At 72.6% G+C, this 17,533-nt stretch carries 16 protein-coding genes; all 16 read left to right on the top strand.

Annotation, left to right across the window (positions count from 1 at the left end):
- Positions 1-54 precede the first annotated feature (54 nt).
- The 16 genes from O7615_RS14285 to O7615_RS14210 all read left to right on the top strand — a co-directional run bounded on the left by O7615_RS14285 (position 55) and on the right by O7615_RS14210 (position 17,503).
- Entirely contained in the window at positions 55-1,563 is a 1,509-nt protein-coding gene (locus O7615_RS14285) for an ATP-binding protein (protein WP_278178018.1), read from the top strand.
- On the top strand, positions 1,563-2,513 hold the full coding sequence (locus tag O7615_RS14280; RefSeq protein ID WP_278178017.1) for a DNA-processing protein DprA: 951 nt from the start codon (positions 1,563-1,565) through the stop codon (positions 2,511-2,513). Before O7615_RS14285 ends, O7615_RS14280 begins: the two co-directional genes overlap by 1 nt.
- A gap of 284 nt (positions 2,514-2,797) precedes the next feature.
- The gene (locus O7615_RS14275; protein ID WP_278178015.1) at positions 2,798-2,971 is read left to right on the top strand and encodes a hypothetical protein; all 174 of its coding nucleotides are present in this window, start codon (positions 2,798-2,800) and stop codon (positions 2,969-2,971) included.
- 762 nt (positions 2,972-3,733) lie between these two features.
- The gene (locus O7615_RS14270; protein ID WP_278178014.1) at positions 3,734-4,111 is read left to right on the top strand and encodes a hypothetical protein; all 378 of its coding nucleotides are present in this window, start codon (positions 3,734-3,736) and stop codon (positions 4,109-4,111) included.
- Positions 4,108-6,411 (top strand): DEAD/DEAH box helicase, encoded by a 2,304-nt coding sequence (locus tag O7615_RS14265; RefSeq protein WP_278178013.1) that lies wholly within the window; start codon positions 4,108-4,110, stop codon positions 6,409-6,411. The genes O7615_RS14270 and O7615_RS14265 overlap by 4 nt, the downstream gene beginning before the upstream one ends.
- Before the next feature lie 291 nt (positions 6,412-6,702).
- Positions 6,703-8,868, top strand: a complete 2,166-nt coding sequence (locus O7615_RS14260; RefSeq protein WP_278178012.1) for a hypothetical protein — start codon at positions 6,703-6,705, stop codon at positions 8,866-8,868.
- 539 nt (positions 8,869-9,407) lie between these two features.
- Entirely contained in the window at positions 9,408-10,085 is a 678-nt protein-coding gene (locus O7615_RS14255; protein WP_278178011.1) for a hypothetical protein, read from the top strand.
- A 111-nt stretch (positions 10,086-10,196) separates the two neighbouring features.
- Positions 10,197-10,625: a hypothetical protein gene (locus O7615_RS14250; protein WP_278178010.1), complete on the top strand. Its 429-nt coding sequence runs from the start codon at positions 10,197-10,199 to the stop codon at positions 10,623-10,625.
- A gap of 434 nt (positions 10,626-11,059) precedes the next feature.
- Entirely contained in the window at positions 11,060-12,166 is a 1,107-nt protein-coding gene (locus O7615_RS14245; RefSeq protein WP_278178009.1) for a hypothetical protein, read from the top strand.
- Between the two features lie 122 nt (positions 12,167-12,288).
- Positions 12,289-12,660, top strand: a complete 372-nt coding sequence (locus O7615_RS14240) for a hypothetical protein (protein WP_278178008.1) — start codon at positions 12,289-12,291, stop codon at positions 12,658-12,660.
- A 143-nt stretch (positions 12,661-12,803) separates the two neighbouring features.
- On the top strand, positions 12,804-12,971 hold the full coding sequence (locus O7615_RS14235; protein WP_278178006.1) for a hypothetical protein: 168 nt from the start codon (positions 12,804-12,806) through the stop codon (positions 12,969-12,971).
- Between the two features lie 176 nt (positions 12,972-13,147).
- The gene (locus O7615_RS14230) at positions 13,148-13,771 is read left to right on the top strand and encodes a hypothetical protein (protein ID WP_278178005.1); all 624 of its coding nucleotides are present in this window, start codon (positions 13,148-13,150) and stop codon (positions 13,769-13,771) included.
- A gap of 348 nt (positions 13,772-14,119) precedes the next feature.
- Positions 14,120-14,386, top strand: coding sequence for a hypothetical protein (locus O7615_RS14225; protein WP_278178004.1), 267 nt, complete (start codon positions 14,120-14,122; stop codon positions 14,384-14,386).
- A gap of 198 nt (positions 14,387-14,584) precedes the next feature.
- On the top strand, positions 14,585-14,728 hold the full coding sequence (locus tag O7615_RS14220) for a hypothetical protein (RefSeq protein WP_278178003.1): 144 nt from the start codon (positions 14,585-14,587) through the stop codon (positions 14,726-14,728).
- A gap of 44 nt (positions 14,729-14,772) precedes the next feature.
- Entirely contained in the window at positions 14,773-15,873 is a 1,101-nt protein-coding gene (locus tag O7615_RS14215; RefSeq protein ID WP_278182105.1) for an AAA family ATPase, read from the top strand.
- Between the two features lie 10 nt (positions 15,874-15,883).
- A complete protein-coding gene (locus O7615_RS14210; RefSeq protein WP_278178002.1) occupies positions 15,884-17,503 on the top strand; it encodes a VWA domain-containing protein in 1,620 nt (539 codons plus the stop codon).
- Positions 17,504-17,533: the final 30 nt, after the last annotated feature.

The following is a 17,533-nucleotide window of genomic DNA, read 5'->3' as shown; positions in this document are numbered from 1 at the left end:
TGCACGCCGGATCGTCCGGCGGCACCGTCCTGCGTAGAAAGGAACTCCACCCCCATGACCGAAGCCATGCACGGCATCCAGCTGGTGATGGTGGCGGCCGCGGCGCGTACCGGCGCCGACGCCCGCCTCGTCGCCATCCGCGCGGTGCCCGCCACCAGCGGGCGGTCGACCACCATCACCGGCCTGCCCGCCGAGTCCGCCAGGACCACCCTCGACCGTGTTCACGCCGCCATCGTCAACTCCTCCGGCTGCGACTGGCCCCAGCAACCGGTCACCCTCAGCGTCGAACCCGCCGCCCTGCCCACCGGCGACAGCGGCCTCGACCTGGCGTTCGCCGTCGCGCTGCTCGCCGCCAGCGGCCAGATTCCCAACCGTCGGCACGCCGCCACGCTGTATCTCGGCGAACTCGGCCTGGACGGCGCCCTGCGCACGACGACCGGGGTGACGGACCGGCTCGCCGCCGCAGCGCATGCCGGCCTGCCCCACGCGATCTTCGCGCCCGGCAACCTCACCGAGGCGGCCCTCGCCACCACCAGCCAGGTGTCCGCCGCCCGTACCCTCACCGAACTGGTCGCCGGACTGCGCGGCGAAGCACCGCTGGTCACGCCGCAGGCGTGGCCCACGGCCCCGCCGATCGCCGACCTCGCCGACCTACCCGCCAGCCACACCCTGGCGCGGCGCGTCCTCGAGGTCGCCGCAGCCGGCGGGCACCACCTGCTCATGACCGGACCACCTGACCAGGGGACGCTGATGCTCGCCGAGCGGCTGCCCGGCCTGCTGCCGGACCTCGACCCCGCCACCGCCGCCGAGGTCGCCACCGCCCACCGCGCCGCCGGCACGCTGCCGCCGCACGCGCCGATGCGGCACCGGCCGCCCTGGCAGGCCCCGCACCACAGCATCAGCCCCGCCGCCCTCACAGGCTCCCGACGCCAGCCCGGCGTCGTCGGCCTGGCCCACGGCGGGGTGCTCTTCTGCGCCGACGCCGACCAACTCCCGTCGCCGGCCCGCTACCTGCTGGGGTCGGTTCTGGACGAACGGCGTGTCACCGTCGTCAGCGCCGACGCGACCGCCAGCTACCCGGCACGCGCGCAGCTGCTGCTCGCGACCCACCGCGGCGCGGCACCGATCACCGGACCCGGTCTTCCGTCACCGGCACACCGCCGGGCACTGCATCGGATGTCAGCGCTGCTCGATCGGATCCACATCCGGGCCGCGCTGCCGTCGATGCCCGAAGGCGGCGACCCGTCCGGTGGGGAGTCCACGGCGGTCGTCGCCGCACGCGTGGCAGCCGCCCGCGACGCCGCCGCGGCCCGGTGGGCCGGACAGCCCTGGGTCACCAACGCGGAGGCCACTCCGCAGGAACTTCAGCACGCCGTCGACGGCGTGCCCGCCAACCGGTTCGCACAGCTACGCAGGCTGCTCCAGCTGGGGGCGGTATCGACGCGCGGCGGCGTGCACGTGCTCCGGCTGGCCTTCACGATCGCCGACCTCGCCGGCCACCGCCGGCCGACCGCCGATGACGTGGACGAGGCGATCCGACTGCACACGGGACAGGAGGCGTGATGAACGACCTCGGCCCAAACCGGCGAGCGCGGGCCTACCTGTCCTGGCTGTTCGAACCCACCGACCCCTACCCACGCGACCTGCTCGTCGGCGCCAACCCCGTCACCGCTCTGCAACGACTGGCCGACGCGAACCTCACCGCGACCCAGCTGCGCGCCGAGGTCCGCAGCACCCCCCACCACCTGCTGTGGGACACGTTCGTCGAGGCGATCACGAAAGCACACCGCGCGGGCATCCGCGTCGTCGTCCCCGAGGACGACGAGTGGCCCACCGATGTCGCTGACCTCGCCGCCAGCCCGCCGCGCACGGACGGCGAGCAGATCCCGGGCCTGCTGTGCCTGTGGGTACGCGGCCACAGGCCGATAGCCGACACGCTGCGCCGCTCGCTCACCGTCACCGGCGCCAGGGCCGCCACCGACTACGGCGCGCACGTGGCCGCTCAACTCGGCCACGACCTGACCGGCGCGGGCTGGACCGTCGTCAATGCTGGCGCGTTCGGGATCGACTCCGCCGCGCTCCGCGGCACGCTGGCCCACGAGGGCACACCGGTGGTGGTGCAACCCGGAGGGCTGGATAGCCTCCACCCCGCCAGCAACAGCATGCTCTTCGACCGGGTCGCCGAGACCGGGCTGCAGATCAGTGCCTGGCCACCCGGCGCGCTGCCGAACCGTACCCGACCGGCCGCCAACGCGAACCTGCTCGCGCAGCTAACACGCGGCACCGTGATCGTCGAGGCCGCCCTCGCCAGCCGAGCCCTACGCCCGCTGCACCGGGCGATCAGCCTCGGCCGCCCAGCGATGCTCGTCCCCGGACCGGTCACCTCGAGCATGTCCGCAGGCTGCCACGACGCTCTGCGCCACTGGCCGCAAGCCCGGCTCGTCACCGGCGCCGCGGACATCATCAACGAGCTCGACATCGCCACGCGGCCCGGGACCAGCCGCGACGGCTGACAGGAGTAACCACGCCAGCTCCGAGAAACCCCGCGCCGACAGCAGAACCGCGTCGGAGGGCCCAAGGAGGTACCCGCTGCCCGCACTCACCGGCGACCACGCCCGACCGTTGCCGCATCCGACAGTCCGACACAGCGGGTGACCTGGGCGGTACGGCCACGAACCCGTACGCGAACCAGTCTGCTACTCGCCGTCTCTAAGATCGTCAATCACCGCGATGCGCAGGCCCGCCGCGCCGTCGTCCGCTCGCAGAGCCGACCTGGTAACTCGGCAGTGACGACGGCGTGGCGGCCCGCGCACACCTCGCTGCGGTCATCCGAGCGGTGATCCGCCGCGACCCGGCCCTGGAGCCCTACCTCTCGCCGACCCGCCCGGAGTGCGGGCAGATACCGCAGCCGCAGGACGACGACCACACCGCGCGGGGAGCCACCGTGGTGATCGGCTGCGAGGGCTACTAGCTGATCAACCCGAACGTGGGCAGGATCCACCGCCCGAACTGGCAGCCGCAGGACTAGCCCAACCACCGCCCAGCACCACACGCCGCCTCCGGCACCTCGCCGCCGGACTACGAACGCGCGCCGGCTTGGCATCCCGCAACCAGCAACGACTTGCGTGTCGCGGAAAGTCGAGCATCGATCTGTCCTGGCCACCACCCAGGCCGAGGCCGTCGGGACCGTCTCCCTGCTCGAACCCGGCCCCGCGCACCAGCCGGGTGGCGACCACCGCAGACCGTGCCGACCGCCGCGAAAGGGCCTCCGTCATGCACGCCCCCCGCTCGCATCCCTCTACCCGCCTGCCAGTCCCCGCCGGCGCCGATGACGTCCTGCTGTGGCGGCTGGCCGCCGACGTCACCGCCACACACCAACCCGGCCACGACGGCCGCTGCACCAGCCCGCTCAGCGCCGACACGCCCACCTGCCCCTGCCCGCCCGCCCTCACCGCGCAGCAGGCGGCACACACCGCCCGACGCCGCACGCCGAGCGCGCGAGGCCGCGCCACGGGACCGCCCGCGCGGGTATCCGGCCGGGCGCCGCTGATCGACCACGCGGCGGCCGTCGGGCAGCCGGTCACCGCCGCGCCGTCCGCGTCCACGCCGGAGGCCAACCCACCATCGTCCGCCTCTGACCGCACACCAGCCCCAACCTCTTAGCGCCGCCCCACACCGCTCCACCGGCGGCGCACCCCGCGCCGCCGGACACCACCTGCCCGGAGGTGGCCCGATGAGCTTCCACACCGGAATGTCCCTGGCCAGCTGCAGACACGCCTTCGCTCTCCGCATCCGACTGGCCGGGATCGCGCAGGCGACGCACACCTACCTGCACACGCCGCTCGCCGATCTAGTCATCCCCGCGCTGCTCGAACGTGACGACATGTCGACGCTTGTCGGCTGCGCCGCCGTCTCGGTCGACCGCGCAACCACGACCGAGTGGGCGCACGGCGATCGGTTCCTGCTCACCCCGCCGGTGACCGCGATCGCCCCCGGGCAGCCGCACCGACGCGACAATCCACGCCGGCCACTCGCCACGCGCGCCCGTGCCGGTGTGCCTGCGCTGCTCCGCGATGTGGACCGGCGGCAGAGCCGCGGTGGCAGGACATGAGCGCGACCGCCACCACGATGCCGAACGCCCACGGGTGGCAGGTATCCGCTGTTGAGGCGGCGTCGGCCGCGCTGCAATCCGGCGGCCGCGGGCAGATCATCGCCGCCTGCGGGACCGGCAAGACCATCACGGCGGCGCACGTGGCGCTGCAGACGTGCCCGGCCGACGGCACCATCGTCGTGGCGTGCCCGACAGTCGCGCTTGTTGCGCAGGTCATGCAGGTGTGGGACGGGGCCTGCGACCGCGTGCTGGCCGTGTGCGGCGATGATGGAACATCCGAGCCAGAAGTCGCCGGCGCGGACCTGCCGGCCGTCGTCACCACCGACCCCGATGTGATCGCCTCCTGGCTCATCGAAAGGCCCCGGGGGCGGCGGTTGATCGTCACCACGCACCGCTCCGCCGGGCTCCTCGGACAGGCGATGCGCCGCGTCGGCCGGGTCGCCGACATCCTCGTCGTCGACGAGGCCCACCACACCGCCGGCCGCGACGACAAGCACTCCGCCCTGCTGCATGACGACACGACGCTGCCGGCCCGCCGTCGGCTCTACCTGACCGCCACCCCACGGCTCGGCGACACCGCCGACGACACCGCCGCGCTATCGATGGACGACCCGGCGGTGTTCGGACCGGTCCTCTACCGCTATCCGTTCGCCCAGGCCATCGCCGACAAGTGGCTCGATGACTACCGCATCGCCATCGTGGCGGTTACCCGCGCCGAGTTGCTGCCCCTGCTTCGCCGCCTCACCGGCCCCGGCCGGCCACGCGCGACGAACGGCACCGAGGCCGCCGACGGGCCGCTGCGTACCGCCATGGTCGTCGCCGCCATGGCGCGCGCCGCCGCCGAGTTCGATCTGCAGCGCACCATCGTCTACCACCCGCGCATCGCCACGTCCCGTGCCTTCGCCGAGGCGATGCCAGACATCCTCGCCGCGCTAGCCACCACCACGGAGCCGGCCCGGCCGGTGACCTGCCACCACGTCGACGGCCGCCACGACGGCACCTACCGCCGCGAGGTGCTGGCCGACCTGGCCGATCCGCCGGGCGGCGGCTGGACGGTCGTCTCCAACGCCCGAATCCTCGGCGAAGGCATCGACATCCCCGCCGTGGACAGCGTCGTGTTCGCCCGCCCCAAGACGTCACCCATCGACATCATTCAGACCATCGGCAGGGCACTGCGCCGTAACCCGGCCGGCAGCGGAGTCGCGACCATCCTCGTACCGGTCCTGGCAGCCGATCAACCCGACGCCGCCACCCAAGCCGACCTGGTCGGTTATGACACCATCTGGGAGGTGGTGCGTGGGCTGCGCGCCCACGACGAGACCCTGGCCGCAGCGCTCGACCTGCAACGCCAGTCCGGCACGGCCGACCGATGGACGCTCCCGGACAACATCGTGGTGCGGGTTCCCGACGGCTACGACGTCGAGCAGTACCTACAGCACCTCACGATCCGACTGGTCACCGCCACCACCTCGCCGTGGTGGGGAGGCTACGGCGCCGCCGTCGCCTACCACGCCGCTTTCGGCCACCTCGGCGTCGCCGTCGACTACGTCACCGACAGCGGCTACGCCCTCGGCCGGTGGCTGGCTCACCAGCGCGAGGCCCGTCGCAAGGGACTCTTGGCCGCTGCCCGCATCGCCGCGTTGGACTCCCTCGGCATGCAATGGGATCCGCGGGGCGTCCGCTGGCAGGTCGGGCTCGCCCACGCGATCGCCTTCCGCGAGCGGGAAGGCCACCTCAGGGTCTCCCCCGAATACATCGCTCCCGACGGATATCCGCTCGGCCAGTGGATCCGCACGCAACGCAAGACGTATCACGCCGGCCGGCCCGACCCCGACCGTACTGCCATCCTCGAGGCGCTCGGCATCGAATGGTCCCCGTACGAGGAGATGTGGCGACGCGGCATCACCGCCGCCACCGCCTACCATGCCCGCCACGGCCACCTGCGGGTCCCCGGCGGGCACGTCGAAGCAGACGGCTACCGCCTCGGCCAGTTCATCATCGCCCAACGCATGCTCTACAAACGCGGCACTCTCGCCCCCGACCGCATCGCCGCACTCGAAGCACTCGGCATCATCTGGGGCTACCGCGAACAGCGATTCAACCTCGGCCTAGCCGCCGCCGCCCACTACCACCGCGCCCACGGCAACCTGATCGTCTCCAACGGGTACAAGACCGCCGACGGCTACCCCCTCGGCCCTTGGCTGAAGACACAACGCGCCAAACTTCGGGCCGGCCAACTCGCGCCCGACCGGATCCGCGCGCTCGACGAGATCAGCCCGACCTGGCGCATTGGCCAGTAACTCCCGCCATGGTCGACCTCAACAACGCGCCTCAGATCGACGAGCGGCGAGGTCACCGCCTCCTCGACCGGATCGTAGGCAGACCCGCAGCGTCGCCCGACAGCCCGCCACCGGTGACATACGCAGCAGCCCGGCCATCGGGGTACCGCACGAGCTGCGAGGCGGACCCGCACCACGAACGAGCACTGCCTTCGGGCCTCACGCCTGGACGCCCCCGCTGCCCGACGACGGCACACCACCGCCAGCCCAACCAATAAGTCAATACCTCACCAGCCTGCTGAAGGAGCACCCGTGGGTACCAATTGCCTCGTCGGGATCCTTGATCCCAAACAGCCTGATACTGTCCGTGTCCGCTACGTCCACGTCGACGGTTCGCCCGACTACATCCTGCCGACGCTGGACTGGATCTGGTCACACACCTACTTACACGACACCACGGCCCTGGTCGACGGGCTGCTCGCCCACCAGTGGTCGTACCTGGGCGGCGACGTCACGACGGACACCGCCATCACATTCACCGGCGAACAGCCCGTACCCGGCATCGGCATGGCCAGCGAATTCGACGCCGGCAGCCAGGTGCAGGTTCTGCCCTTACCAACAGCGGTCGACGGTGTCAGCTGGGTCTACGTCATCGATCCCGAACACGCGACGGTCACCGTCCACGGCCCGGGCGACCCCAGCCGGCCGCTCACCCGGCACCACCTCACCGACCCCGCACAGCAAACGTCCTACACCGAGGAGCCTCGACCGGCCGACCTGGTCACGGCGGCGCGCGGCGCAGGCGACACGCACGGCCGGTCCCTCGCCGACACCTGGGCACAGCACGCCCTCGACGGCCCCCGCGCGCAGGCTCGCATCGCGGCGATGCGGATCCTGACCGGCGCCCCCGACGCCCTGCAGGCCCTGCCCGATACCGAACCCACCCCCGATCTGCGGATCTCGGCACCGGCGAAACTCGCCCGCGTGTTCGATTCGCCGGCCTGGTCACGGCTGACCCCCACCCGCCGATCCGAGGTCATCGACGCGTGGCGGGCCGCCGCTTCCGCCGCGCTGGCCGACCGGGTCGTCGAGCACTGCCGCAACCTGCTCGGCGCTACCGACAGTGCCGGCCGGAATCTGTCGCATCTGCATCCGGACCAGTTGCGCATCGGCGGCGTCGGCGTGTTCGCCGGAGATTGGTCCTATCCCACCGACCCCTCCGGTGAGGTGCCCCTGCCGGTCGGGTTCGTCGGCGTCCTGACCGGCACCTGGAACGGGTACGCCGTGTTCACCTGCTCTCGCCAGGTGGCCGAGGCGATCGTCGCCGACCAGCAGGTACAGCGCGAGCGCCACCGCGCGTGGCTGATCGACCTGGGCCGAGGCCCGGCCGACGCCGACGGTCACGTGGCCGAGGTGTTCGCCACGATGCGATTCGACGGCGACACCATCGTGGTCGACGAGTCAGCGGTCAGCGGTGACCCCGACGCGGTGACCCGGATCGAACCGGACCAGGACGGTCAATACGTGATGATGGGCGGCTCGTGGGCCTGGCAGGCGCTCGACCCGCACGACTGCGAGCACGTCGTCGGAGTCCTGCCCGCCCCGAGCGCCCAGCAGCGGTTCGTCGACCTGCCTCACACCGGCCTGCGGGCTCCGCATGACCGGCTACACGTCACCGACCTGCAGGCCGCTCCCGGTGTCCCGTCGACGTCCGTGGTCACCTTGGCTCTGGACGACGCGCCGGTCGCCGAGGCCCTCACCAGCGCCGACGGCTCCCACCTGTCTCGGCTCAGTGCCGCGTTCGACCACAACGACTGGGCCGCCTATCTCACCGGCTGCCGCCAGCACGGCCAGCCGGTGTCCGAGACGCAGGTCCTGGACGCCCTGATCACCGAGTTCCAAGTCGGGCAGGCGGCACGCCGGGCCGCCGCCGACCGCGCCGTGCTGACCCGGCTGCTCGACGCCGACGGCACCATCCTGCGGCTACTCCCGGTGTGGCCCGCCCCGCGCGGACACTTGGCGCGCAGCCAGCTCGGTCAGCGGCTGCGGCTGGAGAACCCGCACCCGCGGGACCACCTGTGGCAGTGGTGGAACGGCACGGCATGGCGGCCCCTGGCCAGCAACAGCGGCATGCACACCGTCACCGAGCGGAAGCCCAACCCGGGGCAGTTTCTCGCCTTCGTCATCGCTGACTCGCTGTACGAGCGCTTCGACCGCGGCGAACTGATCGAGCAGGCGGCCGGCGATGGGATCCCCCTCGACCCACAGATGACTGACGACCAGATCCGCGCACTGCTGCGCGCCGTGCTCCGTGAACTCGCCCGGGAGATCGGGCTGCCGGTCGACGGCCTGCCGACGCTGACCGCCGCCCAAGGCCTCGAACTGGGCCGCATCGCCGCTGGCGGCGCCCTCACCGACAGCCCGGCCACCACCGACCATCCCACGCCGTCCGGCCCCGACCAGCCGCCCACCCACTGACCCCCTCACCAGGAGCGCACCCGGGATCGGCATCGAACGACTCACCGACCAGTACACCGACGAACGGATCACACTCGAGGTGCTCGCTGCGCGGCACCGCAGGGGCGCATCGCCACCGCGTTGGCCGACGCCCTGATCCGCGCCGCGGCAGCGGATCGACACCACAGAAAGGGAACTTGGCCAGATCGTCGCCGCGATCGACCACGCCACCGCGGCGGGCGCCCCGCAACCTCACCGCTGACCCCGCCGAGCACGTCCCCAGCCTCAACGCGCTCGGCGAACTGCAGCCGCGCGGATCCCGTTGCGATGCGCTCATCACGGTCCGCGCCACCGGCATCGACCACCTCAAGCAACTGGTGTGGCTATGGCGGCACCTGGCCCCGGCAGCCACGCACCGACCGGTCCCTGACGCCACTCCGGCCGTCCCGCCCGTAACCGGCGGATCCCCGGCCAGCCGCATCGCCCACCACCCGTTTGTGCGCACCGTGCTGGCCGAACCCGGCCAGCACGGTGCGCGCCCAGCCCAAGGGAAGACCACCATGGCCACCGATCGGCTTTCCCGCCGCGCTAGCACCAGCAGGTTCGAGGTGCACAACGTCGGCAACACCATGCTCACCGTCGGCCCCCGCCATCATCCGCCCCTGTCCGACGATCTCGTGCTGGCCGTCGGGCACCGCAGCTACTTCCAATCCTCGTCCCGGTCGGTGCTGCTGACACGGGCACAGGTCCGTGAACTGCTCGACTGGCTGAACGCCTGGTACGAACACGGCTGGGACGGTGTCCCCCGCGAAGAGGGGCCCACCACCGCCGACGTCGTCGAGCACTACCACGACATCGCCATCCGAGAGCGGATCCGCGCCGACCACGAACGTATCGACGCCCACCGGCTGCTGCACGCCGCGATCGCGCTGATCCCCGCCGGCTACCGCAGCCAGGACCTCGACGAGGTCGCCCTCGCCGAAGGGCGCGCCTGGATGCGGCTGCAGAAGGAAAACGACCACCTCGAAGGCATCCGCCGAGCTCTCGTCCAGGGCCTCTGGGAAATCGAGCAGTCGACCACACCGTCGGCGGACGCGCTGCGCAACGCCGCCACACGCCTGCTGAAGGCCAACAAGCCCTTCTCGGGCGAGGTCAGCGACGCCGAGGCCGCCGACACCCCACTGCACCGTCACCCACGGCTGGTCACCGCAGCCGACCTGCTCCCGCCGCGGTGCTGAACCCCGAGAACAACGCCACACCGCCGGTCGATCGGACGCGGTCCACGCCCGGGACTTTCCGAGGCATGACCGCCTCCCCCCGGCCCCATTACACGACGAGAGGAACACCCCTTGTCCGAACCGGCACTCGTCGGCGCGATCACCGCCGACGGCACGTTCACCGCCCGTTACCTGCACTGGGCGGGCCATCCCAGCGACACGGTGGCCGCCCTGCGCGTCATCTGGGCGGACCACTTCGGCCGCGACACCACCGCCACGGTGGACTGCCTGCTCAGCCGCGACTGGCACAGCCTGTGCCCGACCTGCCGGCACCGCCGGCCACCCGCGGCCACCGTCGCCGTCGCCGGTGTCGGGCACGCGCTGGCCACGCAGCAGCTGGTCGCCCGCGGTCCAGTGGTGCGTGGCCACGTCGCCACCGCCGCACGGCACCACGACACAGAATGGATGTACCTCATCGACGCCGCCGCGCACACGATCCGGGTGTACGAGGCCACCGTCCATGACCGCTGGCTACCGCACAGCCTGCACCCGCTGGACTGAACTCGGCGCAGGCTACCGGCTGGCATAGGTGTGCGCCGCGAACACCGATCCGGCCGCTGCCCGTGGTACCGCCGTCCTCGCACCCGCCGACGCCGGCGCGTCTGGCCGGTCGCCCCCAGCCACTGCCCCATGATCACCACCGGTGGTGTGTCACACCATCGCCGGCCCCGGTGCTGCCGGCCCGACTCGGTGGTTCCGGGACCGCCGACCAACCGGTGTCGACGCTCACCGCCGAGCAGGGCGCCGCCGCGGGCGCCCGACTTCTCGGCGGCCGGGCACCAGCCCACCTGAGCACTGCTGTCTGTTCCCTCACTCACTGCCGTGTGTGGCGGCGCCCCGCACGCCGGGCGCGGATCCGTGCTGCCCGCAGGGCAGCCCGCAATGCGCGCGGCGGCGGGGCGGCCCCGCGACACCCCTCGTCGGGAAGGAAACCAATGCCATCCACTGCCGCCCTGTCCTGCCCCGAATGCGGGCGACCGGCCATCGGCCGGCCCGCCGGCACTACCCGACCCCGGCGCGGCACGATGCCCGCGTTCCTGCACGCCGACGGCCGGCCGCTGTGCTCCACCACCCTCCTCGGCCAGCCGACGCGAGCCTGGCCGGTCGACCCGGCCGCCACGGCGGCACCCACCGTGGCGGGCCTGCTGGCCCGGCCGGTGCGGCACCCCTGCCGCACGACCGGCACCGCGATCGGGGTGACCCTGCTCGCCGGTGGGCCGGTCATCGCCGACGCTCGCGGGCTGATCGACTGCGCCGCCACCGGCGGCTGCGGATGGCGCACCGGCGGCCCGGACCCGGCCGGGACACTGATCGCGGTGCCCGCCGGGCGGGGCTGCTGGCTCGACGCCGCCACCGTCCAACACCACGTCGTCGCCCTGGCGGGCGCCGGTCACCTGCTGCCGTACCAGGTCAGCGGTCTCGTTCCCGGCTACCTCGACCCGGACCGCTGCCGCGCCCTGGCCGCCTGGCTGCACCGGCACACCACCAGCCAGCCCGCCCCGGACCCGGCCCGCCGGCCCGTAGTTGGCTCCGCCGTCGCCACCGGCTACGCCAGCCGCTGTTTGGCCTGGGTCGCAGACCACGGCGGCGCCCGCGTCCTGCGCACCGGCCCCACGTCGGCCGACACCCGGATGCGTGCCGGCAGCGGGCATCCCGACTCACCGGTGTCGGCGCCGCCGGTACTCACCGACCTCGTCGCGACCGGCAGCCGCGACGGGGCGAACGCCGCCGACTGGTGGGCCCAGGACACGGTCGGTGGTCGCAGCACCGGTGACGTGACCACAAAGGCCCGCACGCTGCTCGCCGGCATCGACGACGGCGACCCGCGCGTCCTGGACCTGCTGCCCCGGCTACCCGAACCCACCATGGAGGACGCCGGTGAGCTCTACCGCGAGGCCACCGGCGCGCACGCGCCCCGGTGGGAAGACCTCGACCCCCTCCGACGGCAGGAGGCGATCGCCGTGTACCGCGACGCCTACGACACCGCCGCCGAGCAGCGCGCCGCCACGCACTGCCGTACCGCCGCCGAGTTGGCCGCCTAGCCACCACTCGACCGTCGAGCCGGTGCCCGCATGACCAGGACCGGCGTCACGACCGCCGCCCCTCGGCCCAGCCGCGCTGCGGCACGTTCGCAAAGCCCCCAACCAGCCTTGGAGGACCTCGCATGCTGACTCCCGCCACCCCCACTCTGATCGCCCACGTGCTCGGGCCCGTCCTGGGGCCGGACACCGATCCGCAGACCCTGCGCCGCCGCCACAGCGAGGGCAGCGCCGAAGGGCACCTGGTCGGTCTTGTCCTGGACGCCGCACGGCGGCTGTCGACCCTCGAGCACAGCCTGCGCCAGCGGGTCGGATCCGCCGCCGGCATCCTCAGCCGCGTCACCGCCACGCTCGACACCGGCGCGGCCGGTAACCCCAACGGCGAACTCCAGTCCACCGGAAGGGACCTCGACCTGCTCGCGGCCCGGCACGCCGACGCGCACCACTGGCTCATCGAAACCCTGCACGCCTACCGCGACACCATCGCCCCGCAGTAGCGCACGACCAGCCGCTACCGCCCCAGGGCACCGCGTCGTGCCGGCAGACGGCGTCGGACCTGCTCGCGAGGATCGCCCGCACCGGCGCGACCGGACAGGCGCGGCTGGCCGCGCTGGCCGCCGACGGCACGCGCCGGTGGGAGGTGACCTGCACGGCGGCCACGCCACCGCAGGTGCAGATCCTGCTGCTCTACGCCGTCCTGCTCGCCGACGCGCGCGACGAGCAGGAGGTGCTGCGGTCGATGGCCGACGCGCTGCGCGTCGACCTGGGCACCGAGGCACCCGAACCGGCGGGACCACCGGCCGGCTAGCAGCCCGCGCCTGAGGGTCCCGCGCATCCGGGGGCGCCCGAGCCGAGGGGGATCGGGGCGCCCCACCCCGCCCGCATCCGATCGCACGCGCCGGCGACCGCACCGCCACGGCCCGTGATCCGCGCTGCCCACATCAGACGGCACACGATGCCGTCCCTCCCGTTAGGAGTGATCACTTGAGCATCCATCTCGACAGCACCGGCATGGCCACCCACGGCCGGCTGCAGCCAGACACCGCCGTAGCCATCACCACAGTGCTGCGCGACATCGAGGCCGCCACGCACCGGTACGGCTGGGACCAGCAGCCGGTCCTGTTCGGCCTGTTCGATCACGTCACGGCCGACGGCACCGCCGCGGTCGAGGCCGACCCCAGCATCGCCGAGCCCGACGTGTGGAGCACGCCCGACCCGCACCGCCACGGCATGACGCTGCCAGTGCCGGTCGTCCTGCACCGCCTCGCCACCGACCTGACCAGCCCGGCCGCCCGCCGCTGGTGGGACGCCTGGCTGCACGCGCACGGGCGCACGTGCATCGGCATCGGCATGGCCTTCGAGGCGTGGACCGCGCCGATAAGGCCCGGCTACCGGTACGGCGACCTGGCCAAGGCCCCGACCGGGCTACGGCGCGAAGTCCGCGTCGTGGCCGCCGTGGACACCGACCTTCATTTGCACCGGGTCATCCGAGTGCGCGGGGCGAGCACCCCACGGGTGGCGCCCCGCGTGCCCCTGCCCGCCCGCAGCCGCCACCGCAGCATCGTCACCGGGCTGCACCGGCTCGCCCGCATCGCCCGCAGCCTCTAACACGCCGTACCCCAGCGGCGCCCCGCGAGGCGGCGCACGCGACGGCGCAGCACCACCCACCGTCCATATCCCCTGTACACAGCGGGTGCACCGCCCAGCCCTCACGTCGGGCTCGGCACTGCCACCCCGTCTCCGCCCGCGCGGTCGTTTCGTCCCACCGCCCGCGCACCCGGAGACGGGTGCGCGGGCCCTGTCTCGACAGGAGGCACCCCTTGATGAACCCCACATCACCGCGGCCGGTCACCCCCGGGCCCACACCCCGCCCCCACGCCTGCCACCGGCCCCGGTCGCCGGATCGGCCACCTGTACCCGCGGGTCGCGCAATACCTGGCCGACAACCCCGACAGCATGCTCAAGGTCGGAGACATCACCCGGGCGATCGGCGCGCCCTCCTCGGTCGCGGTGCACGAGGCGCTCAAGAAGATGGCCGCCGCCGGCTACGCCAGCCACCAGACCAACCCCACTTCGCATCGACGACCGCGCGGTCATCGCCGTGCCCACAGCCCGTTCATCGATTCACGAGGAGACATCCCCCGTGGGAATACCTCGGACCCGACGTCACTGCGGACACGCGGCCGGCTGGCCCGGCTGATGCACCTGGCCCGCACTCTGTGACACCCCGCCCGGGCCGGACTCCGGCCCGACACCACTCCAGACCCGACCGCGCCGCCGAACTGGTCGGCGCCCGATCTGAGCACCGCTCTACGTAGCCGAGTACGGCTACGCGCGCTCTTCCCGCCCGCTGTGGCGCACCACTGCCGCCGCGCGCCCCGGGAAGGGCGCGCGGCGGCTTCATCTCGCCAAGGAGCATCCATGTCGCACTCGACATACCTTCCGATCCGCCAGCCGCTGACCGGCCACACCCTGCCGGAACTGGGCGGATACGACTTGATCACCTCCGGGACCGCGGGTATCGGTTGCACGCTGACCGCCGCCATCGTCGGAGGTACCCGATGACCTCACCCGCTCGTCCCGCCAAGCCGAAGGCCAAGCCCCGCCCCATGTTCGGGCCGGTCCTGACCCTGCTCGCGGCCGAGCCGCACCGCGCCTTCTCCATCGGCGACCTCCGCAAGGAACTACCGGGCCGGTCCTCCGGGGCGATCGGCTCCGTCCTGAACCGCCTCGTCGACCGCAAGTGGGCCACCATGTCCGGCGGGTCACCGCGCCGGTACACCATCACCGCCGACGGCATCGACGCGTACAAGGCCGGGGCCGGCGCCAGCCGCGCCCCCTCGACCGCCACCCCCACGTCCCCGGTATCACCCGCGCCGGCACCCACCCCGACCGGGCCGATTCCCCCGCGTCCCGGCGCTGTCATGCGCCCCAACGGCGTCTGGTACCTGCCCCGCCAGCTCGACGACAGCACCGACGTCGAGGTGCTGCGCCGGCTGCGCCGCGACAACATCACGGTCCTGCTCTACGGGCCACCCGGTACCGGCAAGACCTCGCTGATCGAGGCCGCCTACGCCGACGCGATCACCGTCGCCGGCCACGGCGACACCGCAGTCGAGGACCTCGTAGGCAATTACGTCCCGCTGCCTGACGGCGGCTTCGAGTTCGCCTACGGGCCGCTCGTCGTCGCCATGCGCGACGGACGCGCCCTGTTCATCGACGACGCCACGTTGATCCCACCCCGCGTGCTCGCGGCCCTGTACCCGGCGATGGACGGCCGAGCCACCATCACCATCGCCGCCCACCACAACGAGGTCGTGACCGCCGTCGACGGGTTCTACGTCTGCGCCGGCCACAATCCCGGCGTGCACGGAGCGATCCTCACCGAAGCCCTCGCCTCCCGGTTCTCCGTGCACATCGAGGTCACCACCGACTTCCAGCTCGCCCGGTCCCTCGGCGTACCGAACGGGGCCATCGACGCGGCCATCGCCCTCAACAAGCGGATGCGCAAGCACGAGATCGACTGGGCGCCCCAGTTGCGCGAGCTGCTGGCGTTCAAACGCGTCGCCGCGAGCCTCGGCCTCGACGCCGCCGTGTCCAACCTCGCCGCGATCGCCCCCGAACCCGACCGGCAAGCGGTCATCGAAGCCCTCCAGCGGGCCTACCGCACCACGACCATCACCCCGCTCACCCTCGGCAAGCAGAAGTAAGGCGGCCGTCATGACCAGCGTTTCCGCGCACCTGAGCACCTCCGGCACCACCCCGACGCCAACCTCGTCGCCCTGGACTCCGTGGTCGGCGGCCTGGACCAAGCACGCCGCTCGGCTCACCGGCCGGACGGACGCCTCCGTCACCGTCACCCCCGCCAGCCACGGCGGCCCGAAGGGGTTCAGCTACCCGGCAACCGCCGAGATCCAGATCGACGCCGACCTCATCGGCGACCCGGAGATCGCCGACCCCCGGCGGCTCGGACACCGGTCGAAGGTCCCCGTCGCCTACGGCGTCCTGCTGCACGAGGTCGCCCACGTCATCTACTCGCACTGGGACCCACCGCCCACCGTGCCGCCCGTCGTCCGGGAAGCCGCCCTCATGCTCGAAGAATCCCGGATCGAAGGCCACTACCGCACGGCCCGACCCCGCGACCGCCGGTGGCTACGCCACGCCATGACCAGCCTCATCGTCCCCGACGACACACCCACCGACACGACATGGAGCGCCGCCTACGCCGCCGGACTGCTCCTCGCCCGAGTCGACGCGAAAATCCTCAACCCCGCCGACGTCCGCGAGCCACGACGCGCCATCACCAAGGTCCTCGGCCGCAAGCTCCTCAAGGGCCTCCGCGCTATCTGGCAGGAAGCCCAGACGGTCGGCGACACCGACACCGACCGCATGATCGACCTCGGCGAACGCTGGTGCCGCCTCCTGGGCATCGACCCCACCATCAACCCGGCACTCCCCGCCGACGACGCGACCACCAACGCGATCGCGGCGGCCATCGCCGCCGCTATCGACGCCATCCTCAACGAACCCGCCGACACCCCCGAACACACCGGACCCCGCGACGACGTGCCCGGCATCCACGTCGACACCGACACGCCGATCACCTGGACCGAACGCGCCCCCCGCGACGCCGAACGCCAGGCCGCCAACCGGCTCACCGCCCTACTACGCCGCGCCCGCCACCGGGAACCCGCCCGCACCACGGAGGCCAGCAGCGCACCGCCCGGACGGCTACGCACCCGCGCCGCCGTCGCCCTCGCCGCCCAACGAGCGGCCGGCGCCATCCCCACCGCCCAGCCCTGGCGCCGCGCCGTACGACGCCCTGTCCCCGACCCCGAGCTGACCGTCGGCATCCTCATCGACGCCTCCGGCTCGATGGACGCCTTCGCCGCCCCCATGTCCTCCGCCGCGTGGATCGTCGCCCAAGCCAGCACCCGCGCCGGAGCCACCAGCGCCACCCTGGCCTACGGCGACCGGGTCACCGTGCTCATCCCACCCGGCCGCCGCCCCACCAAAGTCCGCGACATGCAAGCCGACGCCGGAATGGAACGCTTCGTCGAAGCCTGCGCCGAAGCCGACCGACTCCTCCACCTGTCCACCCCCGGCACCGCGCGCCTGCTCGTCGTCGTCTCCGACGGCCACTACGTCAACCCGGAACAGAGCCAGGCCACCATCAACCGACTCCACAACACCGGCTGCGCCATCCTCTGGCTCGCACCCGACAACAAACACTGGTCGTCCAAGGTCTACGACAACACCACCACCATCACCGTTGACGACCCCACCACCTGCATCAATCTCATCGGGCAAGCGGCGATTGAGGCGCTGACCAGGGCCTGAGCCCGCGCCCCGGGGCCTGTCTCTCTAACG

Source organism: Micromonospora sp. WMMD1082, from assembly GCF_029626175.1.
GTDB lineage: Bacteria > Actinomycetota > Actinomycetes > Mycobacteriales > Micromonosporaceae > Micromonospora.
The sequence above is the reverse complement of the archived record's forward strand: the minus strand, read 5'-3'. Positions and strand labels throughout refer to the sequence as shown.

Excerpts from the sequence above, each read along its gene's own strand:
- O7615_RS14285 (WP_278178018.1), top strand. The coding sequence starts at position 55 with ATGACCGAAGCCATGCACGGCATCCAGCTGGTGATGGTGGCGGCCGCG.
- O7615_RS14245 (WP_278178009.1), top strand. The coding sequence starts at position 11,060 with ATGCCATCCACTGCCGCCCTGTCCTGCCCCGAATGCGGGCGACCGGCC.
- O7615_RS14255 (WP_278178011.1), top strand. The coding sequence starts at position 9,408 with ATGGCCACCGATCGGCTTTCCCGCCGCGCTAGCACCAGCAGGTTCGAG.
- O7615_RS14280 (WP_278178017.1), top strand. The coding sequence starts at position 1,563 with ATGAACGACCTCGGCCCAAACCGGCGAGCGCGGGCCTACCTGTCCTGG.
- O7615_RS14225 (WP_278178004.1), top strand. The coding sequence starts at position 14,120 with ATGCTCAAGGTCGGAGACATCACCCGGGCGATCGGCGCGCCCTCCTCG.
- O7615_RS14215 (WP_278182105.1), top strand. The coding sequence starts at position 14,773 with ATGTTCGGGCCGGTCCTGACCCTGCTCGCGGCCGAGCCGCACCGCGCC.
- O7615_RS14240 (WP_278178008.1), top strand. The coding sequence starts at position 12,289 with ATGCTGACTCCCGCCACCCCCACTCTGATCGCCCACGTGCTCGGGCCC.
- O7615_RS14210 (WP_278178002.1), top strand. The coding sequence starts at position 15,884 with ATGACCAGCGTTTCCGCGCACCTGAGCACCTCCGGCACCACCCCGACG.
- O7615_RS14270 (WP_278178014.1), top strand. The coding sequence starts at position 3,734 with ATGAGCTTCCACACCGGAATGTCCCTGGCCAGCTGCAGACACGCCTTC.
- O7615_RS14220 (WP_278178003.1), top strand. The coding sequence starts at position 14,585 with ATGTCGCACTCGACATACCTTCCGATCCGCCAGCCGCTGACCGGCCAC.
- O7615_RS14265 (WP_278178013.1), top strand. The coding sequence starts at position 4,108 with ATGAGCGCGACCGCCACCACGATGCCGAACGCCCACGGGTGGCAGGTA.